Genomic DNA, 20,471 nt, shown 5'->3' on the forward strand with positions numbered 1-20,471 from the left:
TGCAGAGGGCTTCTTATTTTCCGGCGCTGTCAGCCGCACACTTGTGACGGTTATTCAGAGATCGAGTAGTAGAGTACCGCTCGCCGCACGGGATACACAGCAAGTCAGAAAATCAGGCCGCTCGCTGTCATCGAGTATAAAGTCCTGATGGTCGACTTCACCCGCCAGGTAGCGCACCTTGCAGGTTCCGCACAACCCGGATTGGCAGGACGTTTCCACGGGGTAGCCAGCGGTGTTCAGCGCCTCTGCCAGGCTCTGGCCGGGACCTACTTGCAATTTCTCACCCGTGCTGGCGATCTCGGCGATGAATCCGCCGGCAATCGAACACTCGTCAATTTCCTGTTTGATCGGCGCCTTGAAATGTTCGAAATGTACCGATCCGCCAGGCCAGTGCGCCGATGCCTCCTTGCAGGCCTGCATAAAGCCCGCTGGCCCACAGTAGTAAAGCTCGCATGCGCCCTCGGGACGCTTCAGGATCGAAGGGATATCCAGCTTATTGCGAGGATCCCCGCCATCGAAATGGAAACTGATGCGGCCAGATTTTGCCAACCCTTCGAGCTCTGCTTGAAACGCCGCGTATTCCGGTCCTTTTGCGCAGTAATGCATTTCGTAGTCAATGTTGTGCGCCTCCAACTGATGGGCCATCGACTTCATCGGTGTCACCCCGATGCCGCCGGCTAGAAGCACGACTTTGCCAGAGCCTGGATGCAACTCGAAATTATTCCTAGGCACGCTGACGCGCACTTTATCGCCGACCTTGATGGTTTCATGGACAGCCGCTGATCCACCGCGACCGTTGGGATCCTTCAACACCGCAATCATGTAGCGATGGCGCTCCGATGGAGAGTTGCACAGCGAATATTGACGAATAACGCCAGGACCGACGTGAACATCAATGTGCGCGCCGGCAGTGAATGGAGGCAAATTTGAACCGTCCGCAGAGACGAATTCGTAGGAGTTTACTCCGCTGGCTTCCAGCCTGATTTGTTTGACCACCAGCTCCAGATGCATTGCGGCGGTGTTATCAACAATTGAGTTCATATCTCACCTCGGCATTGCGCTGACAACTGCCGAGATAAAGCCTATCTCGACAGTTGATGTGGACTTTTTGTTATTTTTTGAAGCTTTGCTCAAGTTGTTCAAGCCGCTCTTTGACGAATGTAGCCCGCTCCTGCCCTCTCAATGGATCGGCCTCGGTAAGAATCGCCACGGTCTCTTTGGCTAATCGGCGGCGGTTGGCAACTTCCTGTTCCACGGTGTCGGCAATTGGCATCGCAAAAACGTTACCTGTGCAATAGCTATTGGGCGCTCCATTCATTGCGCGCAACCATTCGGCGAAACCCTGCGCACCTGCCGCTGGATTGGTTCCGCGAACAGCGGCACGGAGCATTTTGCGAAATGCATAGACACCGGCATCGAACTTGGTGGGATTTTCGAGTTTGTGTATAGCGATAGGTCGTTGGGAAATGATCGCCTCGTAGTCGCCAGGCGCGTATTGAGCGTTCTTGTAGATCTCGCGTTCGCGGTGATTCGGTGGAATCGGAGGAAGGTCTTCAAGCTTGTATTTGCCGAAGCGCTCAGGTCTGCGCATCGCTACTTGTCCTTCAAGAAAGTCGATGGTCTCATAACCCACCTTGCTCTTATCACCGATGCCACGCGTATCGATACCTGGCCCCATCACCCGCCAACCCAACATTTTGCTGTTCTCGTCGTCGACCGGCACAGTCCACCGGACAATGTGGAATCGACTGAAGAGCTTCTTCGCCGAGCCATCTTCGGAGGTATACGCATGCAAACTCAGGTTGGGCAGCACCTGATGCTGGATGCGCAGAAACATCTTGTCGTCGTTAACCCGCCGTGCACCGGCACAGGCAAGACTGCGGCCTTGATGCACGGGTATGAACTGCATGTCAGGCGCCACTTCCATGGACGCCGCGCCGACCTCATCGAAGGTGGTGCCCTGGAAATTTTTGTTCACCACGTTTTTGGCTGAGTGCAAGGCGGTGGGGTGGAAATTATCTGCCGCGTTGTCTTGGACTTGCACCCAATTGCAATGCTGAAAGTTGCTATAAGGAACCAGCTCATCCCCTTCAGCGACGGTGAAGTTCTCCTCCCACTCGGGGAACGGCGGCTCTTCCTCTGGAGGCCCCATGTACGCGAAGACCAGGCCATGTCGCTCGAACGCCTTGTACGCACCCTGGCGTATTGAGCAGGCGTATCTTTGCGCCTCTTTTTCCTCACCGACCGGGAAAGGCACGTGCAAACAGGCGCCGTCCACGTCAAACACCATACCGTGGTAGCAACACTTGATGCCGCGCTCTTGGATAGCGCCATATTCCAACGACGCTCCCCGATGGCAACAGTGGGCATGCAGAAGACCGATCTGGCCGCTGCCATCGCGGAAGGCAACTAATTCTTCACCCATGATTTTCAGGAAGCGAGGAGTATCTGTCAGCTCCAGCGCCATACAGACCGGGTGCCAGAAACGACGCAGATATTCTCCCATCGGAGTGCCGGGGCCAGTTTCGGTCAATTCCGGGTCATGACCCGGAACGTGATTGGTGTGATAGCCGCCGTAAGCGACGAGTTTCTTGGCAATGGATGCGCCCGCGCCGCTCGATTGTTGGGCTTGGTGCTGTTCGAATTTCTCGGTCATGACCATGTCTCCGTTCTTGTTTTATCGTTGGATTTCAGGCTACGGAACTCTGTATACAGATTTTTTGAATACAACAGCGCTATTTTGCTTAGCTCTGCGGGTAGGTTATTTCCTCATCAATCAGTTAGTTATAAGCCTCGTTCAGCAAAGCGAACATCCTCGCGGATGGCTGGCTCCACGTCATCGCTGCGAGCCATGACCAACAACCGCTACCCGCCTGCTTTCCGGCAAAGCCAGGCACGGATCTTTGTCGTGGAACACGCTCAGTGGAAATCCTCTTTTGTCGCTCTATTATATATACTGTGTTCTGTATACAGATATGGCATTCTTGGCCTGGGTCCCAAGATTGTCAAGCCGCCCCGTTGGAATCATTTTGGAGAACGTGGACAATGCCCATCGCAATCAAGCCAACGAAGGCATCCCTGAACGTCATGACCAAAAAGCTGCAGAGAGTTCAAGCGCGCCCGGACTATGTTGATGAGGTCTACAAAGCGCTTGTAGACGCGATCAGTGATGGCACTATGGCTCCTGGTGTTCGATTTACCCAGGAAGAGATCGCCGAACAAATGCACGTTTCCCGATCCCCCGTCCTCCAAGCCATTCGTCTGCTAAAAAAGGATGGCTTGGTTCAGGATGCTCCGGGCAAAGGAGTGTTAGTCACGCCATTGACCGTTGCCTCTATCAGTAACCTGTATTTGATAAGAGGGGCGCTGGATAGTTTGGCGGCCAAAATGGCGGCTGAAAGACGTCACCGAATGGACCCCAACATCATTGAAAACGGTCGGCGCGTTGCCCAGGGTAAAGATCTCAAGGCAATGATCGATGCTGATGTGGCATTTCATCACGACATCTATGCGGCTTCGGGAAATCCGCTTATAGCCGAGAGTGCCCAGGTCTATTGGGTGCATCTTCGTCGGGCGATGGGGACCGTACTGCAATCTTCCGCCTCCCAGCGTCAGTCAATCTGGGACGAACATGCGGCAATCGCCAATGCAATTGCCGAAGGCGATTCGAAACGGGCTGGCGAGCTTTCCGATATTCACACCACCAAAGCGCGAGAATACCTTGCCTCCCGACTTGATGAATATTTGGGGCAGCGAGAACTCCGATACCCATAGCAGTTTTTGCTAACACCCCCCGTTACCGCTGGACAAGATTTACCGGCTGGTTCTTCACCCGTTCGCCCGCCAGCTGCGCTGCTGCCGCCAAATCCATCAGGCCACGCCCGTAGGCTTCGCCCTTGGCGTAAATGCCACTGTTGTTGGCGCTATTGAGCAACACCTCACGCAGTTGCTGGGGCGTGAGTTCGGGAAAACGACTCTGCAAGGCGGCGAGCGCACCGCTGACCAGTGCCACGGCAGGCGAAGTCCCGGCCGTTTCCGTGTAGCCGCCCTTGGCGGTGGTGGTGAGTAAACCTTTGCCGACGCCTCCATCCCCGCCCGGCACCGCGATGCACCAGCGTTCGGCCACGCCACAGTAGTTGGACTTCTGATTGATGACTGTGCCGTCATTGCTTAACGCCACCACAGCGATCCAGCCTCTTTCCAGCTCTGGCAAGGCCAGGGGCAGGCCGGGTTCGGCCAAGGGTTCGCGGCGTAGTTCATTGCCGGTGGGAAAAACAAACACGGCGCCGTCGGCCACCAACTGGCGAGCGATCCGCAAGGAATCGCCCATCACCTGTTTGTAACGTGCCTCGGTGATTTGCGTGGCGGGTATAGCGTTGGCCCACGAGTTACTGAGGATTCGCGCCCCGGCGGCGAAGCTGTCTTTCCAGGCGTGGGCGATCTGCTCGTCAAAAAAGAACGGTTCGTTGTTGTCGCCAATGCGCATGGCGATCAGCTTGGCATCGAAGGCGATGCCGTGCATACCTTGGCCATCGCGGTTGGCGGCGACAATGCCGGCCATCTGGGTACCATGGCCGTGGGGATCGATCAGTTCAGGCAGATTGCGCACATAATCGTGGCCGGATGTGTCCAGGCGGCCCTTGAATTCGGCGAGTTCGGTATTGAGGCCTGAGTCGATGATGGCTACGCTGACGCCTCTACCAGTGCCGCCCAGTGCATAAAGTGTCGACGCCTTGACCCGTGCCAGTGCGCGTTGTGCGTGGTATTCCGGGGTTTCGAAGCGGCTGGCAAGTGACTCGATCTTGGCCGCTTGCGGATTGCGCAAGCTAGAGTCCGGTCCAGGCAGGCAGCCGCTCAGCAGCAGAAGCGTGAGGAGCAGGCCGTGACGGGCCGGTAAAGAGACGCTGCGAGGTACCGTGTTCAAGTGAAACTCCTGTGCAAACGACAGTCGTTGAATAGTCCGTTTCAACGACGCAGTGATCGAGAACTGAGCGTCAGTCATCGAGGGTATTTCGATGTCATCGATAATGTCATGGGCGCCCCTCCCTGGATGTGTATCCGGGTATTGGCCGTTGCCCGCCGTCGCGGGTTGGCTGCCGGAGCCGGCGGCGCTCAGCCTGTCGTTGTTGACGAAATTGAAGGCGAGAGCGCTGTCGCCGGTCCGTCACCGAGCACGGCGTACTCGTCACCTTCCAAGATGAAACCGGCAACTTCGCGCATGCCCAGGCGTTCATGGGCTCGCAGCGAGGCGTCGTTGTCCCGGCGGATGAAAAGAATCGCTTCCCGACCCGGATAATGCTGCTGCAGTTGCGCGTAGAGTCGGGGCAGGAGGCCCTGGCCTCTTTCCGTGGTGGCAATACAGGCGGGGCCATACACGTAGGCGTCGGGCGTGCCCGGCCACGCGCGTAGCATGGCCTGGATCGATGGCGGGGCGGGGTGTATGTCCTTCGCCGCGCTGAACAGCACGCCAACGATTGTGTCGTCGCGGGAGGCAACCACCACGGGGGCGGCGCCAAGGGCCATCTGCCTGACCTTGTCGAGCGGGAACTCCCCGGTCAGCGATCCGCCCTGGGAGGGCGAGTTGGCCTGGAGCAGTTGGGCGATGCCTTCGATGTCCGCAGCGGTAGCGAGGTGGATCCTGTACATAAGTAGTCTCCTGAGGGGAGGTGAGCCTACTGCACGGATGGCGCCCAAGCAGTCATATTACGCCCGGATTGTCGAATGGGATAACTCCAGGCATCGGCGTTTGCCCAATAACTGTCTCAAGCGCCGATTATCCAGGGTCAGCACCGCTAAGTGGGTAGTCGCACAGCTCGCGGATCGTCACGGACTTGCCAAATGTCACTGTGCAGGCTGCGTGGGCGCCGGGTTCTGTCCGACCGCCAGTCCGGCGCGGATTGCCGCCAGGGCGGCCTGATAGTAGGCCCTGCCTTCGGCCGATTCGGCAAAGGTCGAGAACTCTTCCAGTTCCGGGTCGGACAGGTCGCGATAGACATAGAGCAGGGTGTTGTCCAAGTCGTTGCCGATCTGCTGTATCAGGCGCTCGCGCTGGCCATTGAGCAGGCCCTGGGCCGCGCCCGCGCCCAACAGGCCGGGAATCATCGAACTCAGGCTGTCGGCGGCGACGCCCGCGATGGCGAGGCTGACTTCGGCACCGGCTTCGCGGGCCGGCAGGGCATTGGCCAGGTGGTTGATCAGCAGTCGGCGGGTCGCGCTGGCTTCGATATGCGGCAGGCCCTGGGCATTCTTCGCCAGTTGGTCAGGGCGGGTGGCCAACAATTCCGCCGCGACGATCTTGCGTCCCAGTGGTGACTGGAAGAACGTCAGGGCTGGCTGAGGATTGTTCAGGTTCTGGCGCAACCGGGCCTCGGCCCGCTGGTCCATGGCCTGTGGCGCAAAGCGCTGGTTGCTGTTGTTGACCAGTGCCTGATAGACGGCTGGTGGCAAACTGTTGCGATACTTTTGCTGGGCGGCGCCCAGAGCATCGTTGAAATGCGCGCGTTGTTCTGGCCAACCGGCGACCTTGTACAACTGGTCGTGGCTGTCTGCCCAGGCAGGCAAGGTGCAGAGCATCAATAGCGAAAAAAGCAAACGGCGCATAGGGACTCCTGTCTACAGCCGGCTATTGTCCCGACGAGCGCGGGACTTGTCGAGAATTCGTATTGTCCCGCCAGGTGGCTCTGTCGGATTTCCAGGCGTGTCGATACTATGCGCGCCATGCAAATACCCTCTGATCATCCGCTGCTGTTACGTATCGTCGACGACCTGGCCGAACGCGGCTGGTCGCAGCAGACGCTGTTCCTGCCTGCTGATCTGACCCGGGAGTTGGCTGCCGAGTGCCGTAAACGTGCGGCCGAAGGTGAGCTGGCGCCAGCGGCGGTCGGTCGCGGGCCGGCGCAACAGGTGCGCGAAGGCATCCGCGGCGACCATATCCAATGGCTGGAGCCCGGCCAGGCAGAGCCTTGCGATCAGTATCTGGGGATAATGGATTGCCTGCGCGAAGCACTGAATCGGGGGCTGTTCCTCGGCCTTGAGGATTTCGAGAGCCATTTTGCGCTGTACCCGCCCGCCGCTTTCTATCTCAAGCATGTGGATCGCTTTCGCGATGACGACCGGCGGATGGTTTCGGCGGTGATCTATCTGAACGAAGCCTGGCTGCCGGAGCAGGGTGGTCAGTTGCGGATGTACCTGGACGGCGGCGTGGAACATGACGTGGACCCGACCGGCGGCAGCCTGGTGGTCTTCTTGTCCGGGGAAGTGCCCCATGAGGTGCTGCCGGCGACACGCGAGCGTTTGTCGCTGACCGGCTGGTTCCGGCGTCGCGGCGATGAGCCGTTCTGATGCGCCGCAAGATCCTGGTCAGTCGCTGCCTGCTGGGGCATCGGGTCCGCTATGACGGTGGTGCCAGCGGTCCTTACGCGCAATTGGTGGCCTGGCAGGCCGAGGGCCGGGTCGTGGCGGTGTGTCCGGAAGTCGCCGGTGGCCTGCCGACTCCGCGCGCGGCGGCGGAGATTCCGGGTGGGCAGGGCGGGCAGGTGCTGGAAGGGTTGGGCCGGGTCATCACTAGCGGGGGCGAGGATGTCAGCACGGCCTTTCTTGACGGCGCCCGGCAGGCACTGGAGCTGGTACGCCAGCATGGGATCTTGATCGCGGTGCTCAAGGCCAACAGCCCGTCCTGCGGCAATCTACTGACCTACGATGGCACCTTTCGCGGTGTGAAAGTACCGGGAGAGGGCGTCACCGCAGCCTTGCTGAAGCAATCCGGCGTCCAGGTATTCAACGAGGGGGAGCTACCCGAGGCGGTAGCTGCGCTGGCGCTGCTGGACGAGAGCTGATCGCGCATCAGAGCTTCGGCGGCTCGCTCGCGTCCATTCCGAACCATTTTTCCGACAATGCCAGCAATCGGCCATCAGCCTTGATCCGTTGCAAGGCCCGGTCGATACTGGCCTGGAACGCCGAGTTGCCTTTCTGGAACGGGATGGATAGGGTCACGGTCGGCCCCACGGACGGACCTTCCTTGACCGGCAGACGACTGTCGCGAATGGCAAAGGGAATCAGCAAGCGGTCGCTGATTGCCGCGTCGATCTGTTTGTCGGCGAGATCCTCGAGCGGCTGCTGGGCGTTCGGATAACTGCGCAGGTCCAGCCCTTCGACTGTCCGCGCTGCCTCGACGAACTGGCTGCCTTGAGCTACACCCACGGCATGGCCCTTCAACTGCTGCAGTGTGGCCGGTGGTCGTTGTTCTTCCTTGCGCACGATCAACTGGGCGCTGGTGTAGCTATAAGGCTCGCTGAAGTCGAAACGCTCCTTGAGTTCCGGGGTCAGTGCTATGTGGTTGATGGCGATGTCGTACTTGCCACTTTCGACACCTTGCAGCAGGTCGGCGGTGTCGGTGGTGATAAACGACGGATTGACCTCCAGTTCCCTGGCCAGTAGTTCGCCCAGTTCGACTTCGAAGCCGGTCAGGCGACCGTCTTCGTTGAAGCTGAAGGGACGCATGTCACCTTCCAGGGCAATGCGCAGCTCGCCTCGGTCGTTGACGTCATCGATCAGCTCAGCTTGGGCGAAAGAGCTTGCCAGGGGCAGTAACAGCAACAGGCCAGGCAAAAAACGCATGGTCACTCCTAAATAGTTTCGAGCGGGCAATGCGCAACCGCTGCTCGTTTTGCTTTATGTTGATTGGCAAATTTGGACAACGATTTGTCCCGAAGTTGTCATAACCACCACGAAATTTTGTGGAAAAAACCGGAGAAGTGAATGAAAACTTTAGTGTCTCGCGTCGCTTTAGCCACTGTTTTGTCGAGTGCTAGCCTGCTCGCCGTCGCCGCCGACGGTATTGCGCGCACCGCCGCCCCGGAGGGGGCCAAAGTCTTTATCGTGTCGCCGAAGGACGGGGCCACCGTCGACAAGACTTTCACGGTGAAATTCGGCATGGAAGGCCTCAAGCTGGCCCCGGCCACCGACCAGACCCCAGGCACCGGCCATCATCATCTTCTGGTCGACCAAAAAGAGCTGCCAGACGCCCGCGTGCCAGTGCCCACCACCGACACGGTGATCCACTATGGCAAGGCCCAGACCGAAACCCAATTGACCCTCACTCCGGGCAAGCACACCTTGCAATTGGTGGCAGGGGACAAGCTGCACATGCAGTTCAACCCGACTGTAGCCTCGAAAGTCATCACGGTTAACGTCAAGTAAGATTTGTTCAGATAAAAAAGGAGACCCGAGGGTCTCCTTTTTTATGAGCGCTTGAGCATTTAGAACAATACGCGGGACCGGATGGTGCCGTTGATGTGTTGCAGCTTCTGTTGCGCCAGGTCCGAGTACTCGGCATCGACGTCGATCACCACGTAACCGACCTTCTCGTTGGTCTGCAGGAACTGGCCGGAAATGTTGATGCCGTTTTCCGCGAAGACCTTGTTGATCTCGCTCATCACTCCCGGAATGTTCTCGTGGATGTGCAACAGGCGATGCTTGCCAGGGTGAGCCGGCAGCGCCACTTCCGGGAAGTTCACGGACGATATCGAGGTACCGTTGTCGCTGTACTTGACCAGCTTTTCCGCCACTTCCAGACCGATATTGGCCTGGGCCTCGGCGGTGGAGCCACCGATGTGCGGCGTCAGGATCACGTTGTCCAGGCCACGCAGCGGGCTTTCGAAGATGTCGTCGTTGGAGCGTGGCTCCACCGGGAAGACGTCGATAGCCGCTCCGATCAGGTGCTGGTCCTTGATCGCGTTCGCCAAGGCGTCCAACTCGACCACGGTACCGCGTGCGGCGTTGATCAGGATGCCGCCCTTCTTGATGGCGCGGATTTCCTTTTCGCCGATCATCCACTGGGTTTCAGCGGTTTCCGGAACGTGTAGCGTGACGATATCGGACATGCCCAGCAGGTCGGTCAGGCTGGCGACCTGGGTCGCGTTGCCCAGCGGCAGCTTGGTCAGGGTGTCGTAGAAGAACACTTGCATGCCCAGGCCTTCGGCCAGGACCGATAGCTGCGTGCCGATCGAGCCGTAACCGATGATCCCCAGCTTCTTGCCGCGGATCTCAAAGGAATTGGCCGCGCTCTTGATCCAGCCACCGCGATGGCAGGAAGCGTTCTTCTCGGGAATGCCGCGCAGCAACAGGATCGCTTCGGCCAGCACCAGCTCGGCAACGGAGCGGGTGTTGGAGTACGGCGCGTTGAACACGGCGATGCCGCGCTCGCGAGCCGCGTCGAGATCGACTTGGTTGGTGCCGATACAGAAGCAGCCCACGGCGACAAGTTTCTTCGCGTGATCGAAGAGCTCCTCGGTCAGTTGGGTGCGCGAGCGAATGCCGATGAAGTGAGCATCGGCGATCTTTTCCTTCAACTCGGCATCCGGCAGGGATTTGGTGTGGTACTCGATATTGACGTACCCGGCGGCCTTGAGGACGTCGACTGCGGATTGGTGGACGCCTTCGAGAAGAAGGAACTTGATCTTGCTCTTATCGAGAGAAGTCTTGCTCATCTGCGTAAACCTGTGTCCCGGAGAAAAAATGGCAGGGAAATGGACAGCTCGAGCTGACCCCACGGCGTAATCGCCGGCACCGCAGATCGGCCTGATAGCACGCTTCTGCGGGGGGCGTATGCTAGCATATGCGACCCGCAAACACTCATTCTGCGACGTGAAGCGTTCTCAGGGTGACCATGAAATGTTCGAGAGTTCTGTCGATGACCAATCCTGCCCTGATTGATGAGCTGAAGACCCTGGTTGAGCCTGGCAAGGTGCTGACCGATGCTGACTCCCTGAATGCTTACGGCAAGGATTGGACCAAGCATTTCGCGCCCGCGCCGACGGCCATTGTGTTTCCGAAGACTATCGAACAAGTCCAGGCCATCGTGCGCTGGGCCAACCGGCACGGTGTCGCACTGGTGCCGTCAGGCGGGCGCACGGGGTTGTCCGCCGCCGCCGTGGCCGCCCATGGCGAAGTGGTCGTGTCGTTCGACTATATGAACCAGATTCTCGACATGAACCTGACCGACCGCACCGCGGTCTGCCAGCCGGGTGTGGTCACCGAACAGTTGCAGAACCAGGCCGAAGAGCACGGCCTGTACTATCCGGTGGACTTCGCCTCGGCGGGCTCCAGCCAGATCGGCGGTAATATCGGTACCAATGCCGGCGGGATCAAGGTGATTCGTTACGGCATGACCCGCAACTGGGTGGCTGGCATGAAGGTCGTCACCGGCAAGGGCGATGTGCTGGAGCTGAACAAGGACCTGATCAAGAACGCTACCGGTTATGATCTGCGCCAACTGTTCATCGGCGCCGAAGGTACCCTGGGTTTCGTGGTCGAGGCGACCATGCGCCTGGACCGTGCGCCGAAGAACTTGACTTGTATGGTCCTCGGCACGCCCGATTTCGATTCGATCATGCCGGTGCTGCACGCTTTCCATAGCAAACTGGATCTGACCGCCTTCGAGTTTTTCTCCGACAAGGCGTTGGCCAAAGTCCTCGCCCGTGGCGATGTGCCGGCGCCGTTCGAAAGCGACTGCCCGTTCTATGCGTTGCTGGAATTCGAAGCGACCAGCGAAGAGGTGGCCAACGATGCCCTGGCGACCTTCGAGCACTGCGTGGAACAGGGCTGGGTAGTCGATGGCGTGATGAGCCAGAGTGAGCAGCAGTTGCACAATCTCTGGAAATTACGCGAATACATCTCCGAAACCATTTCCCACTGGACGCCGTACAAGAACGACATTTCAGTCACCGTGTCGAAAGTGCCGGGATTCCTCAAGGAAATCGAGGCAATTGTCGGCGAACACTATCCGGACTTCGAAATCGTCTGGTTCGGTCACATCGGCGATGGCAATCTGCACCTGAACATCCTCAAGCCGGAAAACCTGAGTAAGGATGAGTTCTTCGCCAAGTGCGCCACCGTCAACAAATGGGTATTCGAAACCGTCGAGAAGTACAATGGCTCGATTTCCGCCGAGCACGGCGTGGGCATGACCAAGCGCGATTACCTGACCTACAGCCGTTCGCCGGCCGAAATCGAATACATGAAGGCGATCAAGGCGGTGTTCGATCCGAACGGAATCATGAATCCGGGTAAGATTTTCGCGGTTTGAACCTCACGTCACGACAATCAAGCAGATCAGGAGTCGGTCAATGAGCTATCAACACCAATATGTCGACGGTACCCGCATTCACTTTCCTCTCGGCAAGGTGGTCTGCATCGGTCGTAACTACGCCGAACACGCCAAGGAACTGGATAATCCGGTGCCTAGCGAGCCGCTGCTGTTCATCAAACCGGGCAGTTGTGTGGTGCCGATCGAGGGCGGTTTCAGCATTCCCGCCGATCGTGGGTCGGTGCACTATGAGGCAGAAATTGCCGTCCTGATCGGCAAGCCGCTGTCGACCCAGCCGAGCGAGGAAGAAGTGCTCGACGCGATTTCCGGTTTTGCCCCGGCGTTGGACCTGACCCTGCGTGACAAACAGGCGGAGCTGAAGTCCAAGGGCCTGCCGTGGGAAATCGCCAAGTCGTTCGACGGCGCCTGCGTGCTCTCGCCTTTCGTGGTCGGCAGCACTTTTGCTGATCTGACCGAGATCGGTATTCGCCTGACCATCAATGGTCAGGTTCGCCAGGACGGGATCAGCAGCGATATGCTCAACCCGATCGTGCCGATGATTCAGCACATGGCTGCGTGCTTCTCGTTGCAGGCCGGTGACGTGATCCTGACGGGCACGCCGGTGGGTGTCGGTGCGCTCCATGTCGGTGATGAACTGGTACTGGAACTGCCGGACGTCAGCAGCTTCAGCAGCAGCGTCCGCTAAACAACGGTACACGCGAGCTTTAGTGTGGGCGCAGACTTCCTGAGTAGTGTTCCCCACAGAGCTGTCAGCGGCTTCGACGCCTTTTTGCTGACAAGCCGAACTCCCGCAGAGGTCTTGATCGTTCCCACGTTCTGCGTGTGACCTGATCTCTCATTTTCTGTCTTTTGCCGTTTTTTTCACATCCAGTCTGGATAATTTCCCGGATGGTCGTTGCGTCTTGCCTACCGCGTGTTATCCAAACGTCAAAGAACAGGAAAAAGCCCTTACATGGCCCCCCCATCGTCTCCCGCCTCGTCTTCCGCCATTCGGTCCCGTTTTGCGTTGCGTTGGTATTACTGGCTGTTGTTGGTGGTCGTGATCGGGGCAGGCGTGGCGGTGCCGATGCACTGGGACGATCGCGGCGTGCTGTGGGTCAAGGAGCGCTTCGAAGCCCCTGCCGAGCGCAGGGACAGTATCTGGCTGCCGGGCTATCACGCGGTGATCGATGCCAAGCTGCTGCCGGGCATGGAGGATGACGAAGCTTCCGATGTCAGCTACAACCCGCGTACTCGGACACTGTTCTCGGTCATGGGCAAGCATCCTTTCCTGGTCGAATTGACCCTGCAAGGCGATGTCCTGCGCAAAATTCCGCTGGTCGGTTGGAACAATCCCGAAGCCGTGACGGTGCTCGAAGGTGAGCGCCTGGCGATCGTTGACGAGCGCATGCATACCCTGACTATTGTCACGGTGGAGGCCAACACCCGTGAACTGAACATCAAGGATTTCCAACCCTACGATCTGGGCCCGTCGAAGAACCAGAACAAGGCCTTCGAGGCGGTGGTCTGGGACTCCCATAACCAGCGGATACTGTTGGGCGAGGAGCGTCCGCCGGCCTTGTTCAGCCTGAAAAGCGACGGCACCCAGGTGTTTGGCGAGAAGCAGAAGCTGACGAGCGATCAACTGGACATGCGCAATCTTTCCGCATTGGCAATCGACCCGCGTACCGGCCATATGCTGGCGTTATCGGCGGATTCGCATCTGCTGTTGGAGCTGGACGAGAAGGGCGAGCAAGTTAGTTTCATGACCTTGCTCGGCGGTTTCAACGGTTTGAAAAACACCATCCCGCGTGCCGAGGGCGTGACCATGGACGAGGACGGGACCTTGTACATGGTCAGCGAGCCGAACCTGTTCTACGTCTTCAAGCGCACGCCGCAGTAAGCTCCCACTGCGCGCCGAGACGCCGGACCACGGCTAAGGTTTTCAGGCCTTCAGGGTTTTCACCCCTTCGTGGGTGCCCAGCAGCAACAGGTCCGCTGGGCGCGCGGCGAACAGACCGTTGGTGACCACGCCGACAATGGCATTGATCTGCGCCTCCAGTTCCACCGGGTGGGTGATCTGCAGGTTGTGTACATCGAGAATGATGTTGCCGTTGTCGGTCAGCACCCCTTCGCGGTACACCGGATCGCCGCCCAGCTTCACCAGTTGGCGGGCCACGTGGCTGCGGGCCATCGGAATCACCTCCACCGGCAACGCGAAGGCGCCGAGCACGGGCACCAGTTTGCTGGCGTCGGCGATGCAGATAAAAGTCTTGGCCACGGCCGCGACGATCTTTTCGCGGGTCAGGGCCGCGCCGCCGCCCTTGATCAGGTTCAAGTGCTCGTCGCTTTCGTCGGCACCGTCGACGTAGAACTCCAAATCGCTGACGGTATTGAGTTCGTACACCGCAATCCCGTGGCTCTTGAGGCGCACGGCGGTAGCTTCGGAGCTGGCGACTGCGCCATCGAAGGCGCCTTTATGCTGGGCCAGGGCGTCGATAAAACAGTTGGCGGTGGAGCCGGTGCCCACGCCGACGATGCTTTTGTCGTCCAGCTTGGGAAGGATGAGGTCGACAGCAGCTTGGGCCACGGCCTGTTTGAGTTGATCCTGGGTCATGCGGGCTCCGAAAACGGGCAGGGTAGGCGAAAGGCCGGCATTATAAGCCTGGGCCTCGCAAAGGGGTGATCAAAACCGTGGGAACTCTGTGGTCGTTGTCGCAAGCGCTGAGTTAGACTCCTCGGTCCCTGCTCAACCCGTCAGCGAAGCTTTCCGATGCTCGAACAGTACGTCAAGAAGATCCTCACCACGCGCGTTTACGACGTTGCCGTGGAAACCCCGTTGCAGACCGCCCGCCAGCTCTCCGAACGGCTGGGCAACCAGGTCTGGCTCAAGCGCGAAGACCTGCAGCCGGTGTTCTCTTTCAAGATTCGCGGGGCCTACAACAAGCTGACCCAGCTCAGTGACCAGGAGCGCGCGCGCGGCGTGGTCACCGCCTCAGCCGGTAATCATGCCCAGGGCCTGGCCCTGGCGGCCAAAGTATTGGGGGTCAAGGCGACGATTGTGATGCCCAAGACCACGCCGGAAATCAAGGTCGAAGGCGTGCGTTCCCGAGGCGCCAAGGTGGTGCTGCACGGTGACTCCTTCCCGGAAGCGCTGGCCTATTCGCTGAAGCTGGTCGAGGAAAAGGGCTACGTTTACATCCACCCTTACGATGATCCGCACACCATTGCTGGGCAGGGAACCGTGGCGATGGAAATCTTGCGCCAGCATCCGGGGCCGCTGGACGCGATCTTCGTTCCGGTCGGCGGCGGCGGTTTGATTGCCGGCATCGCGGCCTATGTGAAGTACCTGCGCCCACAGATCAAGATCATCGGTGTCGAACCGGACGACTCCAATTGCCTGCAACAGGCCATGGCCGCCGGTGAGCGGGTGGTGCTGCCGTCGGTGGGGATTTTTGCCGACGGCGTGGCAGTGGCGCAGATCGGCCAGCACACCTTCGATATTTGCAAGGATTACGTCGACGAAGTGATCACCGTCAACACCGACGAAATCTGCGCGGCGATCAAGGACATCTACGACGACACCCGCTCGATCACCGAGCCGGCCGGGGCCCTGGGCGTGGCCGGGATCAAGAAATACGTCGAGCTGCGCAAGGTGAGCGGGCAGACGCTGGTCGCCATCGACTCCGGGGCCAACGTCAACTTCGACCGACTGCGCCATGTTGCCGAGCGCGCCGAGCTGGGCGAAGGCCGGGAAGCGATCATCGCCGTGACCATCCCCGAGCAGCCGGGCAGTTTCAAGGCTTTCTGCGAAGCCATCGGCAAGCGCCAGATCACCGAATTCAACTACCGCTATCACACCGGGCGCGAAGCGCATATTTTTGTCGGCGTGCAGACTCACCCGGATAACGATCCGCGCAGCGCCCTGATCGAGAGCCTGAGCGGACAGGGCTTCCCCGTACTCGATCTGACCGACAACGAGCTGGCCAAGCTGCATATCCGCCATATGGTCGGCGGCCATGCGATGCGGGTCAGCGATGAAATCGTCCTGCGCTTCGAATTTCCGGAGCGTCCGGGTGCGCTGTTCAACTTCCTCAACAAGCTGGGCGGGCGCTGGAACATCTCGATGTTCCACTACCGTAACCACGGCGCCGCCGATGGGCGGGTGGTCGCGGGCTTGCAGGTGCCGACCGAAGAGCGCCATCTGGTGCCAGCCGCCCTGGCGGAAATCGGCTATCCATACTGGGATGAAAGTGATAATCCGGCCTACCAGTTGTTTCTCGGCTGAAACCCGATGCTACGCTGATGGGCAACGCTTTAAGGAAAAGATGAAATGGAAACCTTCATGGCCCTGAAACTGCTTCACAGTGTGGTCACGGTATTGCTGCTGGGCAGTGCCCTGTTCGTGGCCATCGGGCTATGGCGTGGGCGCCGGACCGGGGATGCGACGATCCTGGGCCGGCAGTTGAGAATGCCCTGGGTCCTGGCATGGGGGTTGATGGCGCTGTGCCTGGTGGTACAGCCGATCAGCGGCTGGTGGTTGGTACACTGGGGAGGCATTCCACTGAGCCAGGCCTGGCTGCTGGGTTCCAGTGTGCTCTACACCGTCGGTTGCCTGGCCTGGGCATGGCTGGTGGTGCGGCTCAACCGCCTGCGTCGGGGCGAGGTGGGCGTCAACGCGACGTTCACCCTGGCGCTGGCGATCTTCAGTGCGCTGTGTTTTGTCGCGATTGCGGCGCTGATGGGCGCCAAACCGATCTGATCGCGGAACACGGCACCGCCGCGAAGCGGCCTTCAGCCGCGCAGACTGATGACCGGCCAGCCGCGCCGCTCGGCTTCGGCCCGCAAGTTCGGATCAGGATCCACCGCCACCGGATGGCTCACCTGCTCCAGCAGCGGCAGGTCATTCATCGAGTCACTGTAGAAGTAACTGTCGCGTAGGTTGTGCCCGGTTTCTTCCAGCCAGCGGTTCAGGCGCGTTACCTTGCCTTCGCGAAAGCATGGTACATCGGTGCTGCGGCCAGTATAACGACCGTCGATCATCTCGCATTCGGTGGCGATCAAGGTCTCGACGGCCAGGCGTGCGGCAATCGGTGCGGTCAGGAAACGGTTGGTTGCGGTGATAATGACCAGCTTGTCACCGGCATCGCGATGCCGGGCCAGCAGCTCCAGGGCCTTGGGCAGCACGATGGGTTCAATGCAGTCGCGCATATAGTCGCGATGCCATTCGTCCAGTTGGGCCATCTCGGTGCGGCCGAGGATTTCCAGGCAGAAGTTCAGATACTCGGCGTTGTCCAGCGTGCCGACCAGGTAATCCTGATAGAACTGGTCGTTGCGTGCCTTGTAGGCCACCGGGTCGAGAATCCCCCGTTCGCACAGGTAATCGCCCCAAGCGTGGTCGCTGTCGCCGCCCAAAAGTGTGTTGTCCAAGTCGAATAAAGCCAGACGCATTGCGGTTACTCGCTGAAAAGCCCGTAAAAGGCCACCAGAATACGGTCTTTTCACAAGAGTGCACATAACGTAGGAAGGCTCGTTGCTGCTTTCACAACCTTTGTGGAACAATGCGACGACATGCGTTTGCGAGGTGGTTGCCGTGATCGACCCCGATGGTTTCCGTCCTAATGTCGGGATAATTCTGACGAATGATGCCGGCCAGGTCCTGTGGGCACGCCGGATCAATCAAGAGGCATGGCAGTTTCCGCAAGGCGGGATCAATCCGGATGAAACGCCTGAAGACGCTTTGTATCGCGAATTGAACGAAGAAGTCGGCCTGGAACGTGAGGATGTGCAAATTCTGGCCTGTACCCGGGGCTGGTTGCGTTATCGTTTGCCGCAACGCCTGGTGCGTACCCACAGCCAACCGCTGTGCATCGGCCAGAAACAGAAATGGTTTCTCCTGCGCCTGCTCTCCAACGAGCAGCGAGTGCGGATGGATTTGACCGGTAAACCGGAGTTCGATGGCTGGCGTTGGGTCAGCTATTGGTACCCGTTGGGCCAGGTGGTGACATTCAAGCGCGAAGTTTATCGTCGCGCGCTCAAAGAGCTTGCCCCGCGCCTTTTAGCGCGCGACTGACACGGAGTTCGACCCCGAGCCATGCTCAATACGCTGCGCAAGATCGTCCAGGAAGTTAACTCCGCCAAGGATCTCAAGGCGGCGTTGGGGATTATTGTATTGCGCGTCAAAGAGGCCATGGGCAGCCAAGTCTGTTCGGTCTACCTGCTGGACCCCGAGACCAATCGCTTTGTGCTGATGGCCACCGAAGGCTTGAACAAGCGCTCGATCGGCAAGGTCAGCATGGCGCCCAACGAGGGCCTGGTCGGTCTGGTCGGGACGCGCGAAGAACCCCTGAACCTGGAAAACGCCGCGGGCCACCCGCGCTACCGCTACTTCGCCGAAACCGGCGAGGAACGCTACGCTTCTTTCCTCGGCGCGCCGATCATTCACCACCGTCGCGTCGTGGGCGTGCTGGTCATCCAGCAGAAAGAGCGTCGCCAGTTCGACGAAGGTGAAGAAGCCTTCCTGGTGACGATGAGCGCTCAACTGGCCGGGGTGATCGCCCATGCCGAGGCCACAGGCTCGATCCGTGGTCTGGGACGCGAAGGCAAGGGCATCCAGGAAGCCAAGTTCATCGGTGTGCCAGGTTCGCCGGGCGCCGCGGTGGGTACGGCGGTGGTCATGCTGCCCCCGGCGGACCTGGATGTGGTGCCGGATAAGGCTATCAGCGATATCGACGCCGAATTGGCGCTGTTCAAGACTGCCATCGAAGGCGTGCGCAGTGACATGCGTACCTTGTCGGCCAAGCTAGCGACCCAGTTACGTCCGGAAGAGCGTGCGTTATTCGATGTTTACCTGATGATGCTTGACGATGCCTCCTTGGGCAGTGAAGTCACCAACATCATCAAGACCGGCCAGTGGGCCCAAGGCGCGTTGCGTCAAGTAGTCACCGACCACGTCAACCGTTTCGAGTTGATGGACGACGCCTACCTGCGCGAGCGAGCTTCGGACGTCAAGGACCTTGGCCGCCGGCTGTTGGCCTACCTACAGTCGGAACGCCAGCAGGCATTGGTTTATCCGGACAACACCATCATGGTCAGCGAAGAACTGACGGCGGCCATGCTGGGTGAGGTGCCGGAAGGCAAGCTCAAGGGCCTGGTGTCGGTTCTCGGTTCTGGCAACTCCCATGTCGCGATCCTGGCCCGAGCCATGGGCATCCCGACGGTGATGGGCTTGGTGGACCTGCCGTATTCCAAGGTCGACGGTATCGAAATGATCGTCGATGGCGCACGCGGCGAGGTGTTTACCAACCCGAGCGAGCTGCTACGCAAGCAGTACGCCAGCGTCGTGGAAGAAGAACGCCAGCTTTCCCGCGGCCTCGACGCCCTGCGCGAACTGCCTTGCGTGACCCTTGATGGTCACCGCATGCCATTGTGGGTCAACACCGGCCTGTTGGCGGACGTGGCCCGTGCGCAACAACGTGGTGCTGAAGGTGTAGGGCTGTACCGCACCGAAGTGCCGTTCATGATCAACCAGCGCTTCCCGAGCGAAAAGGAACAGTTGGCGATCTATCGTGAACAGCTCTCGGCGTTCCATCCCCAGCCGGTGACCATGCGCAGCCTGGACATCGGTGGCGACAAGTCGCTGTCGTATTTCCCGATTGTCGAAGACAACCCGTTCCTTGGCTGGCGCGGTATCCGCGTGACCCTCGACCACCCGGAAATCTTCCTGGTGCAGACCCGGGCGATGCTCAAGGCCAGCGAAGGCCTGAACAACCTGCGGATCCTGCTGCCGATGATTTCCGGCACCCATGAAGTGGAAGAGGCGTTGCACTTGATCCATCGGGCCTGGGGCGAAGTCCGCGATGAAGGCACCGATGTACCGATGCCGCCGGTGGGGGTGATGGTCGAGATTCCGGCGGCGGTGTACCAGACCCGTGAACTGGCCCGGCAGGTCGATTTCCTCTCGGTCGGCTCCAACGACCTGACCCAGTACCTGCTGGCCGTTGACCGTAACAACCCTCGGGTTGCCGATCTGTATGACTATATGCACCCGGCGGTGCTGCAGGCTTTGCAGAACGTGGTGCGTGATGCCCATGCCGAAGGCAAGCCGGTGAGCATTTGCGGCGAAATGGCCGGTGATCCGGCGGCGGCGGTGCTGTTGATGGCGATGGGCTTCGACAGCTTGTCGATGAACGCCACCAACTTGCCGAAAGTGAAGTGGATGCTGCGCCAGATCAGCCTGAGCAAGTCGCAAGAGTTGCTGGCCCAGGTAATGACCATCGACAACCCGCAAGTTATCCACAGTACCTTGCAACTGGCGCTGAAGAACCTCGGCCTGGCGCGGATGGCCAATCCGGTGGTCAAACACTGAGCGTCGTGGGAGCGGCAC

General features: G+C 59.5%; 20 protein-coding genes. 11 read left to right on the forward strand and 9 right to left on the reverse strand.

What is annotated here, in order from left to right:
- Positions 1–54: 54 nt before the first annotated feature.
- Positions 55–1,041, reverse strand: a complete 987-nt coding sequence (locus BMX68_RS12985; protein ID WP_026013026.1) for a PDR/VanB family oxidoreductase — start codon at positions 1,039–1,041, stop codon at positions 55–57.
- A gap of 70 nt (positions 1,042–1,111) precedes the next feature.
- Positions 1,112–2,656 (reverse strand): Rieske 2Fe-2S domain-containing protein, encoded by a 1,545-nt coding sequence (locus BMX68_RS12990; RefSeq protein WP_026013025.1) that lies wholly within the window; start codon positions 2,654–2,656, stop codon positions 1,112–1,114.
- Positions 2,657–3,045: 389 nt separating this feature from the next.
- Between BMX68_RS12990 and BMX68_RS12995 the strand changes: the two genes are divergently transcribed.
- The gene (locus tag BMX68_RS12995; RefSeq protein WP_017130536.1) at positions 3,046–3,774 is read left to right on the forward strand and encodes a GntR family transcriptional regulator; all 729 of its coding nucleotides are present in this window, start codon (positions 3,046–3,048) and stop codon (positions 3,772–3,774) included.
- A 22-nt stretch (positions 3,775–3,796) separates the two neighbouring features.
- On the opposite strand, the gene BMX68_RS13000 is transcribed toward BMX68_RS12995, so the two are convergent.
- From BMX68_RS13000 to BMX68_RS13010, 3 genes are all read right to left on the reverse strand, one after another.
- Entirely contained in the window at positions 3,797–4,924 is a 1,128-nt protein-coding gene (locus BMX68_RS13000) for a S8 family peptidase (RefSeq protein ID WP_017130535.1), read from the reverse strand.
- 188 nt (positions 4,925–5,112) lie between these two features.
- The gene (locus tag BMX68_RS13005; protein WP_017130534.1) at positions 5,113–5,646 is read right to left on the reverse strand and encodes a GNAT family N-acetyltransferase; all 534 of its coding nucleotides are present in this window, start codon (positions 5,644–5,646) and stop codon (positions 5,113–5,115) included.
- A gap of 195 nt (positions 5,647–5,841) precedes the next feature.
- Entirely contained in the window at positions 5,842–6,600 is a 759-nt protein-coding gene (locus BMX68_RS13010) for a DUF2059 domain-containing protein (RefSeq protein WP_017130533.1), read from the reverse strand.
- Positions 6,601–6,708: 108 nt separating this feature from the next.
- Here BMX68_RS13010 and BMX68_RS13015 point away from each other — a divergent pair, with 108 nt between their 5' ends.
- Both BMX68_RS13015 and BMX68_RS13020 read left to right on the forward strand, forming a co-directional pair.
- A complete protein-coding gene (locus BMX68_RS13015) occupies positions 6,709–7,341 on the forward strand; it encodes a 2OG-Fe(II) oxygenase (RefSeq protein WP_017130532.1) in 633 nt (210 codons plus the stop codon).
- Positions 7,341–7,835 carry a 2-thiouracil desulfurase family protein gene (locus BMX68_RS13020; RefSeq protein ID WP_017130531.1) on the forward strand — a complete coding sequence of 165 codons (495 nt, stop codon included), beginning with the start codon at positions 7,341–7,343 and terminating at the stop codon, positions 7,833–7,835. Before BMX68_RS13015 ends, BMX68_RS13020 begins: the two co-directional genes overlap by 1 nt.
- Positions 7,836–7,842: 7 nt before the next feature.
- On the opposite strand, the gene BMX68_RS13025 is transcribed toward BMX68_RS13020, so the two are convergent.
- Positions 7,843–8,616 carry a transporter substrate-binding domain-containing protein gene (locus BMX68_RS13025; RefSeq protein WP_017130530.1) on the reverse strand — a complete coding sequence of 258 codons (774 nt, stop codon included), beginning with the start codon at positions 8,614–8,616 and terminating at the stop codon, positions 7,843–7,845.
- A gap of 141 nt (positions 8,617–8,757) precedes the next feature.
- Between BMX68_RS13025 and BMX68_RS13030 the strand changes: the two genes are divergently transcribed.
- Positions 8,758–9,198, forward strand: coding sequence for a DUF4399 domain-containing protein (locus tag BMX68_RS13030; protein WP_026013023.1), 441 nt, complete (start codon positions 8,758–8,760; stop codon positions 9,196–9,198).
- A gap of 59 nt (positions 9,199–9,257) precedes the next feature.
- Here BMX68_RS13030 and serA read toward each other — a convergent pair whose 3' ends face one another.
- Positions 9,258–10,487, reverse strand: coding sequence for a phosphoglycerate dehydrogenase (gene serA, locus BMX68_RS13035; protein WP_017130528.1), 1,230 nt, complete (start codon positions 10,485–10,487; stop codon positions 9,258–9,260).
- Positions 10,488–10,690: 203 nt separating this feature from the next.
- On the opposite strand from serA, the gene BMX68_RS13045 reads away from it, so the two are divergent.
- From BMX68_RS13045 to BMX68_RS13055, 3 genes are all read left to right on the forward strand, one after another.
- A complete protein-coding gene (locus tag BMX68_RS13045; RefSeq protein WP_017130527.1) occupies positions 10,691–12,085 on the forward strand; it encodes a D-2-hydroxyglutarate dehydrogenase in 1,395 nt (464 codons plus the stop codon).
- 40 nt (positions 12,086–12,125) lie between these two features.
- A complete protein-coding gene (locus BMX68_RS13050) occupies positions 12,126–12,791 on the forward strand; it encodes a fumarylacetoacetate hydrolase family protein (RefSeq protein WP_017130526.1) in 666 nt (221 codons plus the stop codon).
- Positions 12,792–13,058: 267 nt separating this feature from the next.
- Complete coding sequence (locus BMX68_RS13055) at positions 13,059–13,988, forward strand: SdiA-regulated domain-containing protein (RefSeq protein ID WP_017130525.1); 930 nt, start codon at positions 13,059–13,061, stop codon at positions 13,986–13,988.
- Positions 13,989–14,030: 42 nt separating this feature from the next.
- Here the strand turns inward: BMX68_RS13055 and rpiA are convergent, their stop codons facing one another.
- The gene (gene rpiA / locus BMX68_RS13060) at positions 14,031–14,702 is read right to left on the reverse strand and encodes a ribose-5-phosphate isomerase RpiA (RefSeq protein ID WP_017130524.1); all 672 of its coding nucleotides are present in this window, start codon (positions 14,700–14,702) and stop codon (positions 14,031–14,033) included.
- Positions 14,703–14,858: 156 nt separating this feature from the next.
- Between rpiA and ilvA the strand changes: the two genes are divergently transcribed.
- Together ilvA and BMX68_RS13070 are read left to right on the forward strand one after the other, a co-directional pair.
- Positions 14,859–16,373, forward strand: coding sequence for a threonine ammonia-lyase, biosynthetic (ilvA, locus tag BMX68_RS13065; RefSeq protein WP_017130523.1), 1,515 nt, complete (start codon positions 14,859–14,861; stop codon positions 16,371–16,373).
- A gap of 45 nt (positions 16,374–16,418) precedes the next feature.
- Positions 16,419–16,847: a DUF2269 family protein gene (locus BMX68_RS13070; protein WP_074862249.1), complete on the forward strand. Its 429-nt coding sequence runs from the start codon at positions 16,419–16,421 to the stop codon at positions 16,845–16,847.
- Positions 16,848–16,879: 32 nt separating this feature from the next.
- Here BMX68_RS13070 and BMX68_RS13075 read toward each other — a convergent pair whose 3' ends face one another.
- Complete coding sequence (locus tag BMX68_RS13075; protein ID WP_017130522.1) at positions 16,880–17,536, reverse strand: histidinol-phosphatase; 657 nt, start codon at positions 17,534–17,536, stop codon at positions 16,880–16,882.
- 142 nt (positions 17,537–17,678) lie between these two features.
- On the opposite strand from BMX68_RS13075, the gene BMX68_RS13080 reads away from it, so the two are divergent.
- Entirely contained in the window at positions 17,679–18,158 is a 480-nt protein-coding gene (locus BMX68_RS13080) for an RNA pyrophosphohydrolase (protein ID WP_026013022.1), read from the forward strand.
- Between the two features lie 21 nt (positions 18,159–18,179).
- Entirely contained in the window at positions 18,180–20,453 is a 2,274-nt protein-coding gene (gene ptsP / locus BMX68_RS13085) for a phosphoenolpyruvate--protein phosphotransferase (RefSeq protein ID WP_060782014.1), read from the forward strand.
- Positions 20,454–20,471: the final 18 nt, after the last annotated feature.

It is taken from the genome of Pseudomonas agarici (genome assembly GCF_900109755.1).
Classification (GTDB): domain Bacteria; phylum Pseudomonadota; class Gammaproteobacteria; order Pseudomonadales; family Pseudomonadaceae; genus Aquipseudomonas; species Aquipseudomonas agarici.

Bases quoted from the DNA above. Each gene is read 5' to 3' on its own strand.
- BMX68_RS13075 (WP_017130522.1), bottom strand. From the start codon at position 17,536: ATGCGTCTGGCTTTATTCGACTTGGACAACACACTTTTGGGCGGCGAC.
- BMX68_RS12990 (WP_026013025.1), bottom strand. From the start codon at position 2,656: ATGACCGAGAAATTCGAACAGCACCAAGCCCAACAATCGAGCGGCGCG.
- BMX68_RS13020 (WP_017130531.1), top strand. From the start codon at position 7,341: ATGCGCCGCAAGATCCTGGTCAGTCGCTGCCTGCTGGGGCATCGGGTC.
- BMX68_RS13070 (WP_074862249.1), top strand. From the start codon at position 16,419: ATGGAAACCTTCATGGCCCTGAAACTGCTTCACAGTGTGGTCACGGTA.
- BMX68_RS13030 (WP_026013023.1), top strand. From the start codon at position 8,758: ATGAAAACTTTAGTGTCTCGCGTCGCTTTAGCCACTGTTTTGTCGAGT.
- BMX68_RS12985 (WP_026013026.1), bottom strand. From the start codon at position 1,041: ATGAACTCAATTGTTGATAACACCGCCGCAATGCATCTGGAGCTGGTG.
- ptsP (WP_060782014.1), top strand. From the start codon at position 18,180: ATGCTCAATACGCTGCGCAAGATCGTCCAGGAAGTTAACTCCGCCAAG.
- BMX68_RS13055 (WP_017130525.1), top strand. From the start codon at position 13,059: ATGGCCCCCCCATCGTCTCCCGCCTCGTCTTCCGCCATTCGGTCCCGT.
- serA (WP_017130528.1), bottom strand. From the start codon at position 10,487: ATGAGCAAGACTTCTCTCGATAAGAGCAAGATCAAGTTCCTTCTTCTC.
- BMX68_RS13045 (WP_017130527.1), top strand. From the start codon at position 10,691: ATGACCAATCCTGCCCTGATTGATGAGCTGAAGACCCTGGTTGAGCCT.
- BMX68_RS13005 (WP_017130534.1), bottom strand. From the start codon at position 5,646: ATGTACAGGATCCACCTCGCTACCGCTGCGGACATCGAAGGCATCGCC.
- rpiA (WP_017130524.1), bottom strand. From the start codon at position 14,702: ATGACCCAGGATCAACTCAAACAGGCCGTGGCCCAAGCTGCTGTCGAC.
- BMX68_RS13015 (WP_017130532.1), top strand. From the start codon at position 6,709: ATGCGCGCCATGCAAATACCCTCTGATCATCCGCTGCTGTTACGTATC.
- BMX68_RS13050 (WP_017130526.1), top strand. From the start codon at position 12,126: ATGAGCTATCAACACCAATATGTCGACGGTACCCGCATTCACTTTCCT.
- BMX68_RS13010 (WP_017130533.1), bottom strand. From the start codon at position 6,600: ATGCGCCGTTTGCTTTTTTCGCTATTGATGCTCTGCACCTTGCCTGCC.
- ilvA (WP_017130523.1), top strand. From the start codon at position 14,859: ATGCTCGAACAGTACGTCAAGAAGATCCTCACCACGCGCGTTTACGAC.
- BMX68_RS13025 (WP_017130530.1), bottom strand. From the start codon at position 8,616: ATGCGTTTTTTGCCTGGCCTGTTGCTGTTACTGCCCCTGGCAAGCTCT.
- BMX68_RS12995 (WP_017130536.1), top strand. From the start codon at position 3,046: ATGCCCATCGCAATCAAGCCAACGAAGGCATCCCTGAACGTCATGACC.